We start from the raw sequence: 16,141 nt of genomic DNA, 5'->3' as shown, positions 1-16,141 counted from the left end.
GGAGAGGGGTGGGTGTGCCCATCCGCTGAATGACACCGCGACGCTTCAGACACGCCTTACAATCGCTGGGTCTGCAGCTCGCCTTAACGCTGATTCTGTCGGGCCTGCTTCTGGCCCTGTTCCCCCCGATCGTGGCGATCTCGGCCGCGGTGGGCGGCATGACCGCGACCCTCGGCAACGCCGTGGCCGCGGTCGTCGTGTTTCGGCCCTATCGAGCCGATCAGGTGGGCTCGCTGACCGCCCGCATGATGGGCGCACAGCTGGGACGACTGGCAATCATCGCGGTGGCATTCGGGGTGGCGTTCGCTTACCTGGACGAGCCGGACCTACCGGCCCTGTTCGGCATCTTCCTCCTGGTGCACCTGGCCCCCCTGTGGTGGCTGCACCGGGTTTCTGATCAAGCAATGACGAGATAACTGCATGGCTTCAGAAAGCGAACTGCCCACGATGGAAGAGCACATTGCTCACCATCTCACGAACCTCACCTTCGGGCTCCACCCCGAGAACGGACTGAGCTTCGCCTCGACCAGCACCGAAGCCGCCGAGATGGGCTTCTGGGCGATCCATGTCGACTCCATGCTCTGGTCGATCGGTCTGGGTCTGCTGTTTATCCTGACGTTCCGCGCCGCGGCCAAGAAGGTCACCGCCGGCGTCCCGGGCGGCTGGCAGAACTTCGTCGAAATGACCATGGACTTCGTCAACGACAACGTCCGTGGTTCCTTCAAGCACAAGAACGACATGGTCGCGCCGCTCGCGCTGACCATCTTTGTCTGGATCTTCCTGCTCAACCTGATGGACCTGGTGCCGGTGGATCTGCTGCCGCACATCGCCTATCTACTGGGCATCCCGTACTTCAAGATCGTGCCCACCACGGATATCAACGTGACCGCCGGCCTCGCGCTGGGCGTGTTTATCCTGATCATCTACTACTCGCTGAAGATCAAGGGCCCGGTCGGCTTCATCAAGGAACTCACGGGTATCCCGTTCCAGACCAACATCGTGTTCCTGAAGCCGATCTTCTGGACGATCAACTTCGTCCTGGAGTTCATCAACCTGCTGGCCAAGCCGGCCTCGCTCGCCCTGCGACTGTTCGGCAACCTGTACGCCGCGGAGATGATCTTCATCCTGATCGGCGTGATGTACTCCGCGGGCCTGATCCTGGGTCTGGCCGGCGGCGTGCTGCATGTCGGCTGGGCGATCTTCCACATCCTCGTGGTGCCGCTGCAGGCCTTCATCTTCATGGTGCTGACCGTCGTCTATCTGGACATGGCGTACAGCGAAGACCACTGATTCCGATCTTCCTACTCAACTGACTGTTTCAACACTCGACTGGAGATACAAAAATGGAAATGGCAAACGCTCTGATCGTTCTGGCTGGCTCTCTGCTCCTGGGTCTGGCCGCTGTCGGCGCCGCGATCGGCGTGGGCACCCTGGGTGGTCGCTTCCTGGAAGGCGCCGCGCGTCAGCCGGAACTGATCCCGATGCTGCGTACCCAGTTCTTCATCGTCATGGGTCTGACCGACGCCGTGCCGATGATCGGTGTGGGTATCGGCCTGTACGTTCTGTTCGCCCTGGGCTAAGAGGCTGACCGAGTCCCGAGGATCCCTCACACTCGTCAACCCGAGGTAGCAGGATGAATATCAATCTGACCATCATCGGCCAGCTGCTCGCGTTCAGCGTCTTCGTGTGGTTCACGATGCGCTACGTCTGGCCGCCCATGTCCAACGCCCTGGAAGAGCGTCGCAAGAAGATTGCCGACGGTCTCGCCGCAGCGGAGCGCGGCGAGAAAGAGCAGGAGCTCGCCCAGGAGCGTGCGACCGAGGTGATCAAGGAAGCCAAACAGCAGGCCAACGAGATCGTCGCCTCCGCCCAGAAGCGTGCCAACGATCTGGTCGAGGAGAGCAAGACCACGGCCCGCGAGGAAGGCGACCGCATCAAGGAAGCGGCGCAATCCGAAATCGAGCAGGAGCTCAACCGCGCGAAGGAAGAGCTGCGCAAGCAGGTCTCCGAACTGGCGGTTGCCGGCGCCGAGCAGATCCTGGCCAAGGAGATTGACGCCAAGGCCCACGGCGATCTGCTCAAGAAGCTCGCGGCCAAGCTCTAAGGAGACGTTATGTCAGACCTGATTTCGGTCGCCCGACCCTACGCCCGCGCGGCATTCGAGCGGGCCCGCGAGGCCAGTGATCTCGCCGGCTGGGCCGAGCAGCTCGAGTTGCTGGCGGCGATCGCCAGCGACTCGCAGATGCACAGTCTCCTCTCCAACCCGCGGCTCCCGCGTGCCGATCGCGCCCAGCTGGTGCTGGACGTGGCCGGTGACAAGGTCGGTGCCGAGGCCGGCAATCTGGTGCGCCTGCTGGCGGAGAACGGCCGCCTGCCGGCCCTGCCCGCCGTCCGCGACGCCTTCGAGGAACTCAAGGCCGCCGCAGAACAGCGTGTGCATGCCGATGTCACCGCCTTCCGCAAGCTCACGCAGGCGCAGGAGAAAGAGATCCACGACGCCCTGGTCAAGGGCCTGGGCTGCGAAGTCGATCTCGAATGCTCAGTCGACAGCTCCCTGCTGGGGGGCGCCATCATCCGCGCCGGCGACCTGGTAATCGACGGCTCCGTGCGAGGCCAGCTGAACCGCCTGGCTGCCAATTTGAGTCGCTAAGAGGATATTTAACATGCAACTGAATCCCTCCGAGATCAGTGATCTGATCAAACAGCGCATCGAGAAATTCGATGCCTCCTCCGAGGCCTCCAACGAGGGCACCGTCGTCAGCCTGACCGACGGTATCGCGCGTGTGCACGGCCTGGGTGACGTCATGCAGGGCGAGATGCTCGAGTTCCCCGAGGACACCTTCGGCATGGCGCTCAACCTCGAGCGCGACTCCGTCGGCGTCGTGATCCTGGGTGACTACAAGCACATCAAGGAAGGCGACACGGTCAAGTGCACCGGTCGCATCCTCGAGGTCCCGGTGGGCGAGGCCCTGCTCGGTCGCGTGGTCGACTCCCTGGGTCGCCCGATCGACGGCAAGGGCCCGGTGAACACCGACGTGACCAGCCCGATCGAAAAGATCGCCCCGGGCGTTATCGAACGCCAGTCCGTCGACCAGCCGCTGCAGTCCGGCATCAAGGCGATCGACGCCATGGTTCCGGTCGGCCGCGGCCAGCGCGAGCTGATCATCGGCGACCGTCAGACCGGCAAGACCGCCGTGGCGATCGACGCGATCATCAACCAGAAGGACTCCGGCGTTAAGTGCATCTACGTCGCCGTGGGCCAGAAGGCCTCGTCGGTTGCGTCCGTGGTGGCCAAGCTGGAAGAGGCCGGCGCGATGGAGAACACCATCATCGTCGCCGCCAACGCCTCCGAGTCGGCCGCGATGCAGTTCATCGCCCCGTATGCCGGCTGCGCGATGGGCGAGTACTTCCGCGACCGTGGCGAAGACGCCCTGATCGTCTACGACGACCTGACCAAGCAGGCCTGGGCCTACCGTCAGGTCTCCCTGCTGCTGCGCCGCCCGCCGGGCCGCGAAGCCTATCCGGGCGACGTCTTCTACCTGCATTCGCGTCTGCTGGAGCGGGCCTCCCGCGTGAACGCCGAGTACGTGGAAGAAAAGACCAACGGCGAGGTGAAGGGCCAGACCGGTTCGCTGACCGCGCTGCCGATCATCGAGACCCAGGCCGGCGACGTGTCCGCGTTCGTGCCGACCAACGTGATCTCGATCACCGACGGCCAGATCTTCCTCGAGACCGACCTGTTCAACTCGGGTATCCGTCCGGCGATCAACGCCGGTCTGTCGGTCTCCCGCGTGGGTGGTTCGGCGCAGACCAAGATCATCAAGAAGCTCGGTGGTGGCGTGCGTCTGGCGCTGGCCCAGTATCGCGAGCTGGCGGCATTCTCGCAGTTTGCCTCCGATCTGGACGAACTGACCCGCAAGCAGCTGGATCGCGGCAAGCGCGTGACCGAGCTGATGAAGCAGGGTCAGTACCAGCCGATGTCCATTGGCGAGATGGCCTTCTCCCTGTATGCCGCGAACGAGGGCTACCTCGACGACGTCGAGGCGGAAAAGGTCGTGAGCTTCGAAAAGGAACTGATCGCCTATGCGCGTTCCTCGCAGAAGGAGCTCCTGGACGAAATCAACAGCACTGGCGACTACAACGACTCCATCCAGGAAAAGCTGAAGAAGGCCCTGGAAGAGTTCAAGGCCAAGCACAGCTGGTAACGGGAGCACGCAATGGCGGGCACTAAGGAGATTCGGACGCAGATCAAGAGTATCCAGAATACTCAGAAGATCACCAAGGCGATGGAGATGGTCGCCGCGTCCAAGATGCGCAAGGCCCAGGACCGTATGGAAGAGTCCCGGCCCTACGCGCAGAAGATCCACGACGTGATCGGTCACGTCGCCATGGCGAATGCCGAGTACAAGCATCCGTTCATGGTGGAGCGCGAAGTGAAGCGCGTGGCGCTGATCATCGTGTCGACCGATCGCGGCCTCTGCGGCGGGTTGAATACCAACCTGTTCAAGAAGGCTGTCGGCGAGATGCGCCGGTACCGCGACGAGGGTGTCGAGGTCGATCTCTGCGTGGTGGGCAACAAGGCGCTGCAGTTCTTCAAGCGCCTTGGCGGCAACATCGTGGCCGAAGCCAAAGATCTCGGTGACCGTCCGCACATCAACGACCTGATCGGGTCGATCAAGGTGGTGCTGGACAACTTCCGCGACGGCAAGGTGGACCGCGTCGTGCTGCTGGAGAACAAGTTCGTCAACACGATGACGCAGCAGCCCGAGGTGACCCAGCTGCTGCCGACGGCGCCGAGCCGGGACGAATCGCTCAAGCACCACTGGGATTACATCTACGAGCCCGACACGCATCCGGTGATGGATACGCTGCTCGAGCGCTATGTCGAGTCCCTGATCTACCAGGCGGTGGTCGAGAACGTGGCCTGCGAAATGGCCGCGCGCATGGTGGCGATGAAGTCCGCCTCCGACAACGCCGGCACGATGATCAAGGACCTGCAGCTCGTCTACAACAAGGCGCGCCAGGCCGCGATCACCCAGGAGATCTCCGAGATCGTCAGCGGCGCGGCCGCGGTCTAGCGCCCGCCGTCACGTATCGGTCGACTCGGCACGAATTACGACTTACGAGGATGAACAAATGAGTTCTGGAAAGATTGTCGAAATCATCGGCGCCGTCGTGGATGTGGAGTTCCCCCACGGCGAAGTGCCCAAGGTCTACGACGCCCTGACCCTGGAAAACGGCCTGACCCTGGAAGTCCAGCAGCAGCTGGGTGACGGTGTCGTGCGCACGATCGCCATGGGGACCACCGAGGGTGTGAAGCGTCAGACCCCGGTCACCGCGACCGGCAAGCCGATCTCCGTGCCGGTCGGCAAGGGGACCCTGGGCCGCGTGATGGACGTCCTCGGTCGTCCGGTGGACAACGCCGGCGACGTGGAGGCCCAGGAGACCTGGTCGATCCACCGCGCCGCCCCGACCTTCGACGAGCAGGCGGGCTCCACCGAGCTGCTGGAAACCGGCATCAAGGTCATCGATCTGCTGTGCCCCTTCGCGAAGGGCGGTAAGGTCGGCCTGTTCGGCGGCGCCGGCGTGGGCAAGACCGTCAACATGATGGAGCTGATCCGCAACATCGCGATCGAGCACTCCGGTTATTCCGTGTTTGCCGGCGTGGGCGAGCGTACTCGTGAAGGGAACGACTTCTATCACGAGATGAAGGACTCCAACGTCCTCGACAAGGTGGCCCTGGTCTACGGCCAGATGAACGAGCCGCCGGGCAACCGTCTGCGCGTCGCGCTGACCGGTCTGACCATGGCCGAGTTCTTCCGTGACGAAGGCCGCGACGTGCTGATGTTCATCGACAACATCTACCGCTACACCCTGGCCGGGACCGAGGTCTCCGCGCTGCTGGGTCGTATGCCGTCCGCGGTGGGTTACCAGCCGACCCTGGCGGAAGAGATGGGTGTGCTGCAGGAGCGCATCACCTCGACCAAGAAGGGTTCGATCACTTCCATCCAGGCCGTCTACGTGCCGGCGGATGACTTGACCGACCCGTCCCCGGCCACGACCTTTGCGCACCTGGATGCGACCGTCGTGCTGTCGCGCCAGATCGCCGAGCTGGGGATCTACCCGGCGGTGGATCCGCTGGATTCCACCTCGCGCCAGCTGGACCCGCAGATCATTGGCCAGGAGCACTACGACACCGCCCGCGCGGTGCAGGGTACCCTGCAGCGCTACAAGGAGCTGAAGGACATCATCGCGATCCTGGGGATGGACGAGCTGTCGGAAGACGACAAGCTGGTCGTGGCCCGCGCGCGCAAGATCCAGCGCTACCTGTCGCAGCCGTTCTTCGTGGCCGAGGTCTTCACCGGGGCGCCCGGCAAGTACGTGTCCCTGAAGGACACCATCCGTGCGTTCAAGGCGATCGTCGACGGTGAATACGACCACCTGCCGGAGCAGGCCTTCTACATGGTCGGCACCATCGAGGAAGCCGTCGAGAAGGCCGAGAAGCTCGGCTAAGGAGCAAGGCGTTATGCCCATGAATATGCATGTGGATGTGGTCAGTGCGGAGGAGTCCATCTACTCCGGTACGGCCCTGATGATCGCCGCGCCCGCCGAAGGTGGCGAGGTCGGCGTATATGCCGGGCATACCCAGATGCTCGCCCGGCTCAACCCGGGCGAACTGCGCATCCAGGAAAAGGAAGGCGCCGAGCCGCAGCCGGTGTTCGTATCCGGCGGCATCCTCGAGGTCCAGCCCTACCACGTAACCGTCCTCGCGGACACCGCAGTGCGGGCCAAGGACCTCGACGAGGCCGAGGCGCTGGAGGCCAAGAAGCGCGCGGAGGAGGCCCTGGAGAACTCCAAGGCCGACTTCGACTACGCCAAGGCCCAGGCGGAGTTGGTCGAGGCGGCCGCCCGCCTGCAGATGATCCAGAAGCTGCGCCGGAAATAATCCGGCGAATTGCGACGGATGACCTACCCCAAGGGCCAACCATCTCGGTTGGCCCTTTATCATTGCAGCCATGCCTGAAATGACACCCCTCCATCTCGTGGTACTGGCCGCCGGCAAGGGCACGCGCATGCGTTCGCGCAAGCCGAAGGTCCTGCAGCCCCTCGCCGGCCGGCCCCTCCTTGCCCATGTACTCGACCGCGCGGCCGCGCTGGACGCCGCCGCCTGCCACCTCGTGGTGAGCCACCAGCAGGAACGCGTGCGCGCCGCGTTCGCGGAATCGACGCTGCCCCTCGACTGGATCGATCAGGGTGAGCCCCGCGGCACGGGACACGCGGTGTTTCGCGCGCTGGAACATGTCCCCGAGGAAGCGCGCGTGCTGGTGACCTACGGCGATGTGCCGCGGATCCCGGTCGCCGACCTCGAGGCCTGCGCGGCGGGCGATGGGGTGACCGTGCTCGCCGCGCGTGTTGCCGATCCCGGGGGCTACGGGCGCCTGATCCTGGCCCCGGACGGCGCCCTCGAGCGAATCGTCGAGGACAAGGAGGCGTCGATCGACGAACGGGCCGTGGATCTGATCAATACCGGGGTCCTGGCCGCGCCGGCGGGCGATCTGCGCCGTTGGCTGGCTGCCTGCGAGCCGGCACCGGGTGGCGCGCGCGAGTGGTACCTGACCGACGTGGTCGCCGCGGCCCGCGCCGACGGATCCGCGGTCACGGTTGCCGAGAGTCGGGATCCGGCCGCGGTGCTCGGCGTGAACGATCGCGCCCAGCTGGCCGTCCAGGAACGGCTCTACCAGAAGGCGCAGGCCGCCGACATGATGCGCGACGGCCTGGCACTGGCCGATCCCGACCGTGTCGATGTCCGAGGCGTTCTCACCTTCGGGCAGGACTGCACCCTGGACGTGAACGTCGTGATCGAGGGCACGGTCACGCTGGCGGATGATGTCTACATTGGCCCCGGCTGCGTGCTGCGCGACTGCCAGATCGGGTCGGGCACGCAGATCGCGGCGCACAGCATCCTCGAGGGGGTGCGGGTGGACGCGGATGCCCGGATCGGGCCGTTTGCGCGCATCCGGCCGGGCACGGTTCTCGGCACGGGCGCGCGGGTCGGCAACTTTGTGGAGATGAAGAACGCCACCCTCGGTCCGGGAGCGAAGGCGAATCACCTGACGTATGTCGGTGATGCCCGGGTGGGCGCGGGCGCGAACCTGGGCGCCGGCACCATCACGTGCAATTATGACGGGGCCAACAAGCACCACACCGAGATCGGCGAACGGGCCTTTATCGGCTCGAACACCGCGCTCGTGGCGCCCATCCGCATCGGCGATGATGCCACTGTGGGTGCCGGGTCCACCCTGTCCGACGACGTCGAGCCGGGTGCCCTGGCGCTCACGCGCGCCCGGCCCCGCACCATCCGCGACTGGCCGCGTCCGAAGAAGACCAGCAAGAACAAGGAGAGCTAACCCATGTGCGGTCTGGTGGCAGGCATCGGCGAGCGCAACCTGGTCCCCGTCCTGGTGGAAGGGCTTCACCGCCTGGAGTACCGGGGCTACGACTCCGCCGGCGTAGCGGTGGTGAACGACGGGGCGGTTGCGGACATCCGCGCCATCGGCAAGGTGGCGGCGCTGGAGCAGCGCATCGACGCCGCCGGCCTGCAGGGGCGCGTGGGCATCGCCCACACCCGCTGGGCCACACACGGTGCCCCGAGCGAGGAGAATGCCCACCCCCATCGCTCGCGGGATGGCCGCGTGGCGATCGTGCACAACGGCATCATCGAGAACCATGCGGACCTGCGCTCGCGACTGGACGCAGCGGGCTGGCCCTGCGTGTCGGCGACCGACAGCGAGGTCATCGCCCACCGGCTGGAACAGGCGCTGGAGGCCGGTGCCACCCCGCGAGAGGCGATGCGCAGCACCTGCGCCGAGCTCCAGGGGGCCTACGCCATCGCCGCGGTGTTCGCGGACTTCCCCGACGAGCTGATCGTCGCCCGCTCCGGGAGCCCGGTGCTGCTCGGCCTGGGGATTGGCGAGACCTTTGCCGCCTCCGACGTGCAGGCCCTGCTCCCGGTGACCCAGCGCTTTGTCGACCTGGAGGACGGCGACATCGCCCGTCTGACCCGCGCCGGCGTCGAGGTCGAGGATGCGCGCGGGGCCCCGGTCGAGCGCGGCATCCGCGAGAGTCGTTGCCAGGTGAACGTCGCGGATCGTGGCGAATACCGGCATTTCATGCTCAAGGAGATCTACGAGCAGCCCCACGCCCTCGAGGAGACGTTGTCCGGTCGCCTCGGCGAAGCGGCCATCCTCGAAAACATCCTCGGCCCGGGCAGTGACGAACGGCTCGCCGACGTCGCCGCCGTCCAGATCGTGGCCTGCGGCACCAGCTATCACGCCGGCATGGTCGCGGCCCACTGGATCGAGGAGCACCTGGGCCTGCCGGCGCGGGTGGAGGTCGCCAGCGAGTACCGCTACCGCCACCATGTCCTCGCTCCCGGCACGCTGCTTGTGGTGATCTCCCAGTCCGGTGAGACGGCCGACACCCTCGCGGTGCTGCGCCAGTCCCAGGAGGAGCCGTTCCTCGCCCGCCTGGCCATCTGCAATGTCCCCGAGAGCACCATGGCGCGCGCGGCCGACCTGATCCTGATGACGCACGCCGGCCCGGAGATCGGTGTCGCCTCCACCAAGGCCTTCACCACCCAGCTCGCCGCCCTGGGGATCCTGGTCCTGCTGCTGGGTCAGGTCGCGAAGGCCGCCCGGATGCCGGCCAGCGACCGTGCCGCCGCTGTCGCGGCCCTGCGGGGCCTGCCGGATCAGGTTGCGCGGATCCTCGCCCTGGACACCCCCATCGCGCGGATTGCCGAGGACCTGCTGGAACGCCAGCACGCCCTGTTCCTGGGCCGTGGCGCGTATTTCCCGATCGCCCTGGAGGGTGCCCTCAAGCTGAAGGAGATCTCCTACATCCACGCCGAGGCCTATCCCTCGGGCGAGCTGAAACACGGCCCGCTGGCCCTGGTCGATACGGAGATGCCGGTGATCGCGGTCGCCCCGGACGACGCCCAGCTGGAAAAGCTCTCCAGCAACCTGCAGGAGGTTCGGGCGCGGGGCGGGCAGCTGATCGTGATCGGCGAATCCAGCGCCGCACGGGCGCTGGCCCCGGAAGACACCTGGATCGGCCTCCCGCAGAACGAGGCCCTCAGCCCCTGGCTGGCGCCGGTCCTGTTCACCATCCCGCTGCAGTTGCTCGCCTATCACACGGCCGTGCTGAAGGGCACCGACGTGGACCAGCCGCGCAACCTCGCCAAGTCGGTCACGGTCGAATAGCGCGCCTCTCCGAAGTCTTGGGGAAACACTGATCCATCAGGAAACGCTTGTATTCGCGCCCCGGGTCGGCTAGATTCGGGCGCGCTTGAACAATCTGTCACAGGAGTCCCTCATGGATCAGCAAGAGCTCAACAACCGCTGCGTCACCCTGTTCCAGTCCCCGCGCATCCAGACCAAGCTCTGGAACCCGCGCATGTTCTGGGAAGTGGGCCGCAAGCTGAACACCACCCCGGACGAACTGACCCAGCCGAAGGTCGACCTGTGCGAGCTGGAAGTGATGCTCTCCGCTGCCGCCTACGAGCCGTCGCAGTGCGCCGACAACCTGAACCAGCGCGAGGCCGGCCGTGCCGACTTCATCCGCCGCGCGGTCCAGTCCGGCCAGCGTCCGTTCCTGCGCCGCGCGGCCTGAGCCGCGCCCGCAGCGAACCCTGCGCTGTCCCTGGAGACCCGGCCCTGTGCCGGGTCTCTTCGTTTCCGGCCCCGCAAACCATTTTGGTCACCACAGAGCACACACAGGACACGGAGAAAGTACGGAGGGGCTTGGAGCGAATCTCTTCGTCGGGCCGCCGGCGCGGCCACGGCATCCGCAGCACGCGAGCCGGGACCTTCTCTGTGTCCTCTGGGCCCTCTGTGGTGCTATCGCCCTTCTTCGTGCCTTCGTGCACTTCGTGGTGCAACCCGCCCTTGCCCTCTGGTTCCGTCGCCCGTCGCGTCGCGGCTTACTGGCCACGGGCCTCCAGCCAGAAGGTGACCGGCCCGTCGTTGGTCAGGCTCACCTGCATGTCCGCGCCGAAGCGACCACTGGCGACCGGCGCGTGGCGTTCCCCGGCCCGCCGCACCAGATAGTCGAACAGTGCCGCCCCGTGTTCCGGGGTGGCGGATCCCGAGAAGCTCGGGCGCATCCCCTTGCGGGTGTCGGCCGCGAGGGTGAACTGCGGCACCAGCAGCAGCCCGCCCCCGGTCTCGGTCAGGCTCCGGTTCATCCGCCCCTCGGCGTCGGCGAAGACCCGGTAGCCCAGCAACCGGTCCAGCATGCGATCCGCGCCCGCCTCGGTGTCGTTCGGCTCCACCGCGACCAGCGCGAGCAACCCCGGCCCGATAGTCCCGACCGCCTCCCCGTCGATCGCGACCCGGCCCTCGGTGACGCGCTGGATCACCGCGATCACGCGCGCGCTCCCCCGGTCCCGGGCTCCACCTGCCCCGCCAGGTCGGCGGCCAGCCGGTCGGTCGCGGCCACCAGGCGGCGCAGGATCCCGGGCTCGGCGGCCGAATGGCCCGCATCCGGCACGATCTCCAGCTGCGCCTGTGGCCAGGCCCGGTGCAGCGCCACTGCCTGGTTGACCGGACAGACCACGTCATAGCGCCCGTGCACCAGCGTCCCGGGGATCCCCGTCAACCGCCCGGCGTCGCGCAGCAGCTGGTCCGGCTCGAGGAAGGTGTCGTGCATGAAATAGTGGCACTCCAGCCGCGCGAGGCTGACCGCGACGTCCGGGTCCTCGAAGTGGGCGATGACATCGGGGTTCGGCACCAGACAGGATGTACGCCCCTCCCAGCCCGACCAGGCCCGGGCCGCGGCCTCGCGCACCGGGCGTTCCGGGGAGGTAAGCCGCCGGTAGTAGGCGCCCACCATGTCGTCGCGCTCGGTCTCGGGGATCTGCGCCTCGTACTCGGCCCAGGCCTCGGGGAACAGACGGTCGGCCCCGGACTGGTAGAACCACTGGATATCCTGCGGCCGGCACAGGAAGATCCCGCGCAGCACCAGGCCCAGCACCCGCTCCGGATGCGTCTCGGCGTAGGCCAGGCCGAGGGTGGAGCCCCAGGACCCCCCGAATACCACCCAGCGCTGGATCCCCAGGTGCTCGCGCAGGCGCTCGATGTCCGCGACCACGTGCCAGGTGGTGTTCGCCTCCAGACCGGCATGCGGGGTCGAGCGCCCGCAGCCCCGCTGGTCGAACAGCACGATCCGGTAGCGTTCCGGGTCGTAGAAGCGCCGGTGCCAGCTCTCGCAGCCCGAGCCCGGTCCGCCATGCAGGAATACCACCGGGATCCCGTCGGGATTGCCGCACTCCTCGAAGTAGAGTTCGTGGCCGTCGCCGACCGCCAGGCGGCCCATCCCGTGGGGTTCGATCTCGGGGTACAGTGCGTCCATCAGGGGTCTCCGGCCAAAACCCCGAGTGTCGCCAAAAAGTCCCGCGGGCGAAAGACTACTCCGGGTCGTCGATCACCCGCCCGCGGTAGACCCGGCGTTTGTGGGTGGGCCGGCCCCCTGCGGATGGCGCCGCGTCGGTCCCGGCGGGCGGCTCACGCCGCGGCGCGTGCAGATACCCCGACCCTTCGAGCTGGCTGCGCAGGGTCAGCGCCGCGGCCTGCACCAGGCTCGACTGCGAGCGCGCCGCATAATCCAGAATGGTCTCCATGAAGTCCGGGTCACTGACCGACAGCCGGGCCACTGCAGGGAATTCGGCCCGCATGTTCCGCCGCAGTTCGGCGGCCAGGCTGAGGCTCTTGCGGTCGTGCATGGGGGTCCCCGGTGGACATGGGTGTTCCCGAGCTCATGCAAACCCAATGCCACGGCGGGACCCGCCCCGCAGGCCCAACGTGCGCCCCGGTCGCCGCGATCCCGCACCGCGGTCGCCGCGATCCCGCACCCTGGCGACGCAACGCTTGCCCGGCCACGGTGCAAGCGCGGCCCGCCGCGCCCCAAAGCCTGGCATGCCCTCTCCCCGGATTGGCATGCCGGTGCTTGCGTGCCGGGCGGCGGCGGCCTATGTTGCGGCCCCATGGAGACACCCGCCGTTCCCGCCTCGATTCGCCGCCTCGCCGGCCGCGCCATCGCCGACTTCGACATGGTGCGCGAGGGCGATCGCATCCTCGTCGGCCTGTCCGGCGGCAAGGATTCCCTGACCCTGCTGTGGCTGCTGCACAACCTCGCACGCCGGGCCCCGGTGCACTTCGAGGTCGGCGCGGTCACCATCAATCCGGAGATCGAGGGCTTCGAGCCGCAGCGCCTGATGGACTATCTCGCCGCCTACGGCATTCCCTATCACTTCGTTTCCGAGCCGATCGCCGAGCTGGCGGACGCGCACATGGACAACGACTCGTTCTGTTCCTTCTGCTCGCGCATGAAGCGTGGCCTGATGTATCGCACCGCGCGCGAACACGGCTACAACGTGCTGGCCCTGGGCCAGCACCTGGACGATCTCGCCGAGAGCTTCATGATGAGCGCCTTCCATGGCGGCCAGCTGCGCACCATGAAGGCCCACTACGCGATCGACGCCGGCGACCTGCGGGTGATCCGCCCGCTGGTCTACGTGCGCGAGCGCCAGACCCGTGACTTCGCCGACGCGGCAGGGCTCCCGGTCATCCTCGACAACTGCCCGGCCTGCTTCGCCATGCCTACCCAGCGCGAGCACATGAAACAGCTGCTGGCGCAGGAAGAGGCGCAGCACCCCCGGCTGTTCCGCAACCTGCGCACCACCCTCAAACCCCTGATGACCGAGGGCGGCATTCCTCCGCGCGAGCCGCCGCCGGACAGGACCGCCGAACCCGAAGCGTCCGAGCATGGCCCGACGTCGGCATCTGCGTGACCGCCTGATCGGGGGCAGCCTGCGCCTGCTCGCGCGGCTCCCGCTGCGGGTAAACCACGCCCTGGGCGGCGGGGTGGGCGCGCTTGCCTGGTATCTCCCCACGCGCGCGGCCCGTATCACCCGCATCAACCTGGCGCTGTGCTTCCCGGAAAAGGATCCGGCCTGGCGGCGGCGGGTCGGACGACGCTCGCTGATGGCCATGGGCCAGGCCCTGACCGAGTCGCCCTGGCTGTGGCAGTCGCCCCCGGAAAGCCTGGAGACGCTGGCCGTCCAGCCGCCGCACTACGCGCGGCTGCGCGAGCGCCCCGCGAGCCGGGCGCTGTTCCTGTGCGCCCCGCATCTGGGTTCCTGGGAGTTCGCCGGCCTGCATGCCGCCCGCCACGGCCCGATGGCTACGCTGTACAGCCCGTTCAAGACCCCGGAGATTGATCGCTGGGTGCGCGAGGCCCGGGCCTCGACCGGGGCCGAGCTGGCGCCGGCCGATCGCAGCGGCCTGCGCATCCTGCAGCAGGCACGCGACCGCGGCGAGATCATCGGCATCCTGCCGGACCAGAGCCCCAAGGGCGCCTCGGGCCAGCACGCTTCGTTCTTCGGGCGCCCGGCCCTGACCATGACCCTGCTCCCCCGCCTGCTGCGCGGGCGCGAGGATCACGTGGTGTTCCTGTTTGCCGAGCGCCTGCCCGGGGGCCGGGGCTTTCGCTATCACGAGGTCGAGGCCGGGCCGGAGGTGGCCGACCGCGATTTCGCCCGCGCGGCCGCGGCGATCAACGCCCATGTGGAGACCCTGGTGCGGCGCTGCCCCGAGCAATACAACTGGGCCTACAAGCGCTTCTACCCGCCGCCCGAGGGCTGGCCCGACCCCTATCGCCAGGGGGCCCCCGAGTAGCGCCCCCTGGCGCAGATCACGGGGCGTCGTCCCCGGCGGGGCTGCGTCAGAGGATGTAGCGGGACAGGTCCTCGTCCTCGACCAGGTCGCCCAGGCGTTCGTCGACAAAGGCACGGTCCACGATCACGGCACCATCGACGTCCGGGGCGCGGTAGGCCACATCCTGCAGCAGGCGCTCCAGCACGGTGTGCAGGCGGCGGGCCCCGATGTTCTCGGTCCGGGCGTTCACGTCAAAGGCGATCTCCGCCAGGCGGCGTACGCCGTCTTCCTCGAAACGCAGCTCGACCGCCTCGGTCTTCATCAGTTCGGTGTACTGCTCGGTCAGCGAGGCCGTGGGCTCGGTCAGGATGCGCACGAAGGCGTCCACCGACAGGGAGTCCAGCTCGACGCGGATCGGCAGCCGGCCCTGCAGCTCCGGGACCAGGTCGGACGGCTTGGACAGATGGAACGCGCCGGAGGCGATGAACAGGATGTGATCGGTGCGCACCATGCCCAGCTTGGTGGACACGGTCGTGCCCTCGATCAAGGGCAGCAGGTCGCGCTGCACGCCCTCGCGGGAGACCTCGCCGCCACTGGTCTTGTCGCTGCCCTTGGCGACCTTGTCGATCTCGTCGAGGAACACGATGCCGCTTTGCTCCACCCGCTCGATGGCGCGCTCCTTCAGGTCTTCCTCGTTGATCAGGCGCGCGGCCTCCTCCTCGATGAGCAGCTTGCGGGCCTCGGCGATCTTGAGCCGCCGCGAGCGGGTCTTCTGACCGCCGAGGTTCTGGAACATCGACTGCAGCTGACTGGCCATCTCCTCCATGCCCGGCGGTGTCATGATCTCCACACCCTGCGGGTTCTGCGAGACCTCGATGTCGATCTCGCGCTCGTCCATGTCGCCTTCGCGCAGGCGCTTGCGCAGCTTCTGCCGGGTCTCGCTGCCGGCGTCCTCCGGCTCGGACTCGGTGAAGCCGGCATTGCGCGGGCGCGGCAGCAGGGCGTCGAGGATGCGTTCCTCGGCGGCGTCCTCGGCCTTGACGCGGTTTTCCTTGATGGCCTCGTCGCGCAGCTGCTTGACCGCGGCCTCGGCCAGGTCGCGGATGATCGATTCGACATCGCGGCCGACATAGCCGACCTCGGTGAACTTGGTCGCCTCGATCTTGATGAACGGCGCGCGGGCCAGCTTGGCCAGGCGCCGGGCGATCTCGGTCTTGCCGACACCGGTCGGGCCGATCATCAGGATGTTCTTCGGTGTGACCTCGGGCTGGAGCTCCGGCGGCAGCTGGCGCCGGCGCCAGCGGTTGCGCAGGGCGATGGCGACGGAGCGCTTGGCCTCGTCCTGGCCGATGATGTAGCGGTCCAGTTCCTGGACGATCTCGCGGGGGGTCATGTCGGTCATGGCAAAAGGGGCCTTGGTCGGATCG

The 16,141-nt window shown here is 67.3% G+C and carries 18 protein-coding genes; 14 read left to right on the top strand and 4 right to left on the bottom strand.

The window, feature by feature from the left end:
* Nucleotides 1-29: 29 nt before the first annotated feature.
* From D103_RS0110590 to D103_RS0110535, 12 genes are all read left to right on the top strand, one after another.
* Nucleotides 30-416 carry an ATP synthase subunit I gene (locus D103_RS0110590; RefSeq protein WP_018867616.1) on the top strand — a complete coding sequence of 129 codons (387 nt, stop codon included), beginning with the start codon at nucleotides 30-32 and terminating at the stop codon, nucleotides 414-416.
* A gap of 31 nt (nucleotides 417-447) precedes the next feature.
* On the top strand, nucleotides 448-1,290 hold the full coding sequence (gene atpB, locus D103_RS0110585; protein WP_018867617.1) for a F0F1 ATP synthase subunit A: 843 nt from the start codon (nucleotides 448-450) through the stop codon (nucleotides 1,288-1,290).
* A gap of 53 nt (nucleotides 1,291-1,343) precedes the next feature.
* Nucleotides 1,344-1,580 carry a F0F1 ATP synthase subunit C gene (gene atpE / locus D103_RS0110580; protein WP_012983953.1) on the top strand — a complete coding sequence of 79 codons (237 nt, stop codon included), beginning with the start codon at nucleotides 1,344-1,346 and terminating at the stop codon, nucleotides 1,578-1,580.
* A gap of 53 nt (nucleotides 1,581-1,633) precedes the next feature.
* The gene (locus tag D103_RS0110575; protein WP_018867618.1) at nucleotides 1,634-2,104 is read left to right on the top strand and encodes a F0F1 ATP synthase subunit B; all 471 of its coding nucleotides are present in this window, start codon (nucleotides 1,634-1,636) and stop codon (nucleotides 2,102-2,104) included.
* A 9-nt stretch (nucleotides 2,105-2,113) separates the two neighbouring features.
* Nucleotides 2,114-2,650, top strand: a complete 537-nt coding sequence (locus D103_RS0110570) for a F0F1 ATP synthase subunit delta (RefSeq protein ID WP_018876787.1) — start codon at nucleotides 2,114-2,116, stop codon at nucleotides 2,648-2,650.
* A 13-nt stretch (nucleotides 2,651-2,663) separates the two neighbouring features.
* Nucleotides 2,664-4,205 carry a F0F1 ATP synthase subunit alpha gene (gene atpA / locus D103_RS0110565; protein ID WP_018867620.1) on the top strand — a complete coding sequence of 514 codons (1,542 nt, stop codon included), beginning with the start codon at nucleotides 2,664-2,666 and terminating at the stop codon, nucleotides 4,203-4,205.
* A 12-nt stretch (nucleotides 4,206-4,217) separates the two neighbouring features.
* Entirely contained in the window at nucleotides 4,218-5,078 is an 861-nt protein-coding gene (gene atpG / locus D103_RS0110560) for a F0F1 ATP synthase subunit gamma (RefSeq protein ID WP_018867621.1), read from the top strand.
* A gap of 58 nt (nucleotides 5,079-5,136) precedes the next feature.
* Complete coding sequence (gene atpD, locus D103_RS0110555) at nucleotides 5,137-6,513, top strand: F0F1 ATP synthase subunit beta (protein ID WP_018867622.1); 1,377 nt, start codon at nucleotides 5,137-5,139, stop codon at nucleotides 6,511-6,513.
* Between the two features lie 13 nt (nucleotides 6,514-6,526).
* Nucleotides 6,527-6,946: a F0F1 ATP synthase subunit epsilon gene (locus D103_RS0110550; protein WP_018867623.1), complete on the top strand. Its 420-nt coding sequence runs from the start codon at nucleotides 6,527-6,529 to the stop codon at nucleotides 6,944-6,946.
* Between the two features lie 79 nt (nucleotides 6,947-7,025).
* Complete coding sequence (gene glmU, locus D103_RS0110545; protein ID WP_018876786.1) at nucleotides 7,026-8,408, top strand: bifunctional UDP-N-acetylglucosamine diphosphorylase/glucosamine-1-phosphate N-acetyltransferase GlmU; 1,383 nt, start codon at nucleotides 7,026-7,028, stop codon at nucleotides 8,406-8,408.
* A gap of 3 nt (nucleotides 8,409-8,411) precedes the next feature.
* A complete protein-coding gene (gene glmS, locus D103_RS0110540) occupies nucleotides 8,412-10,262 on the top strand; it encodes a glutamine--fructose-6-phosphate transaminase (isomerizing) (protein ID WP_018876785.1) in 1,851 nt (616 codons plus the stop codon).
* Nucleotides 10,263-10,374: 112 nt separating this feature from the next.
* The gene (locus D103_RS0110535; RefSeq protein ID WP_017943077.1) at nucleotides 10,375-10,671 is read left to right on the top strand and encodes a hypothetical protein; all 297 of its coding nucleotides are present in this window, start codon (nucleotides 10,375-10,377) and stop codon (nucleotides 10,669-10,671) included.
* 310 nt (nucleotides 10,672-10,981) lie between these two features.
* Here the strand turns inward: D103_RS0110535 and dtd are convergent, their stop codons facing one another.
* The 3 genes from dtd to D103_RS0110520 are packed head-to-tail and all read right to left on the bottom strand — an operon-like array spanning nucleotide 10,982 to nucleotide 12,781.
* A complete protein-coding gene (gene dtd, locus D103_RS0110530) occupies nucleotides 10,982-11,428 on the bottom strand; it encodes a D-aminoacyl-tRNA deacylase (protein WP_018876784.1) in 447 nt (148 codons plus the stop codon).
* On the bottom strand, nucleotides 11,425-12,411 hold the full coding sequence (gene pip, locus D103_RS0110525) for a prolyl aminopeptidase (protein WP_018876783.1): 987 nt from the start codon (nucleotides 12,409-12,411) through the stop codon (nucleotides 11,425-11,427). The genes dtd and pip overlap by 4 nt, the downstream gene beginning before the upstream one ends.
* A gap of 55 nt (nucleotides 12,412-12,466) precedes the next feature.
* Nucleotides 12,467-12,781 carry a hypothetical protein gene (locus tag D103_RS0110520; RefSeq protein WP_018867628.1) on the bottom strand — a complete coding sequence of 105 codons (315 nt, stop codon included), beginning with the start codon at nucleotides 12,779-12,781 and terminating at the stop codon, nucleotides 12,467-12,469.
* A gap of 261 nt (nucleotides 12,782-13,042) precedes the next feature.
* Here D103_RS0110520 and D103_RS0110515 point away from each other — a divergent pair, with 261 nt between their 5' ends.
* On the top strand, nucleotides 13,043-13,849 hold the full coding sequence (locus D103_RS0110515) for a tRNA 2-thiocytidine(32) synthetase TtcA (protein ID WP_018876782.1): 807 nt from the start codon (nucleotides 13,043-13,045) through the stop codon (nucleotides 13,847-13,849).
* Nucleotides 13,824-14,735, top strand: coding sequence for a lysophospholipid acyltransferase family protein (locus D103_RS0110510; protein WP_018876781.1), 912 nt, complete (start codon nucleotides 13,824-13,826; stop codon nucleotides 14,733-14,735). The genes D103_RS0110515 and D103_RS0110510 overlap by 26 nt, the downstream gene beginning before the upstream one ends.
* Before the next feature lie 46 nt (nucleotides 14,736-14,781).
* Here the strand turns inward: D103_RS0110510 and hslU are convergent, their stop codons facing one another.
* Complete coding sequence (gene hslU / locus D103_RS0110505) at nucleotides 14,782-16,116, bottom strand: ATP-dependent protease ATPase subunit HslU (protein WP_018876780.1); 1,335 nt, start codon at nucleotides 16,114-16,116, stop codon at nucleotides 14,782-14,784.
* Nucleotides 16,117-16,141: the final 25 nt, after the last annotated feature.

This window comes from Thioalkalivibrio sp. ALE31 (genome assembly GCF_000377405.1).
Lineage (GTDB): Bacteria > Pseudomonadota > Gammaproteobacteria > Ectothiorhodospirales > Ectothiorhodospiraceae > Thioalkalivibrio.
This window is presented reverse-complemented; position numbering and strand designations above follow the sequence as displayed.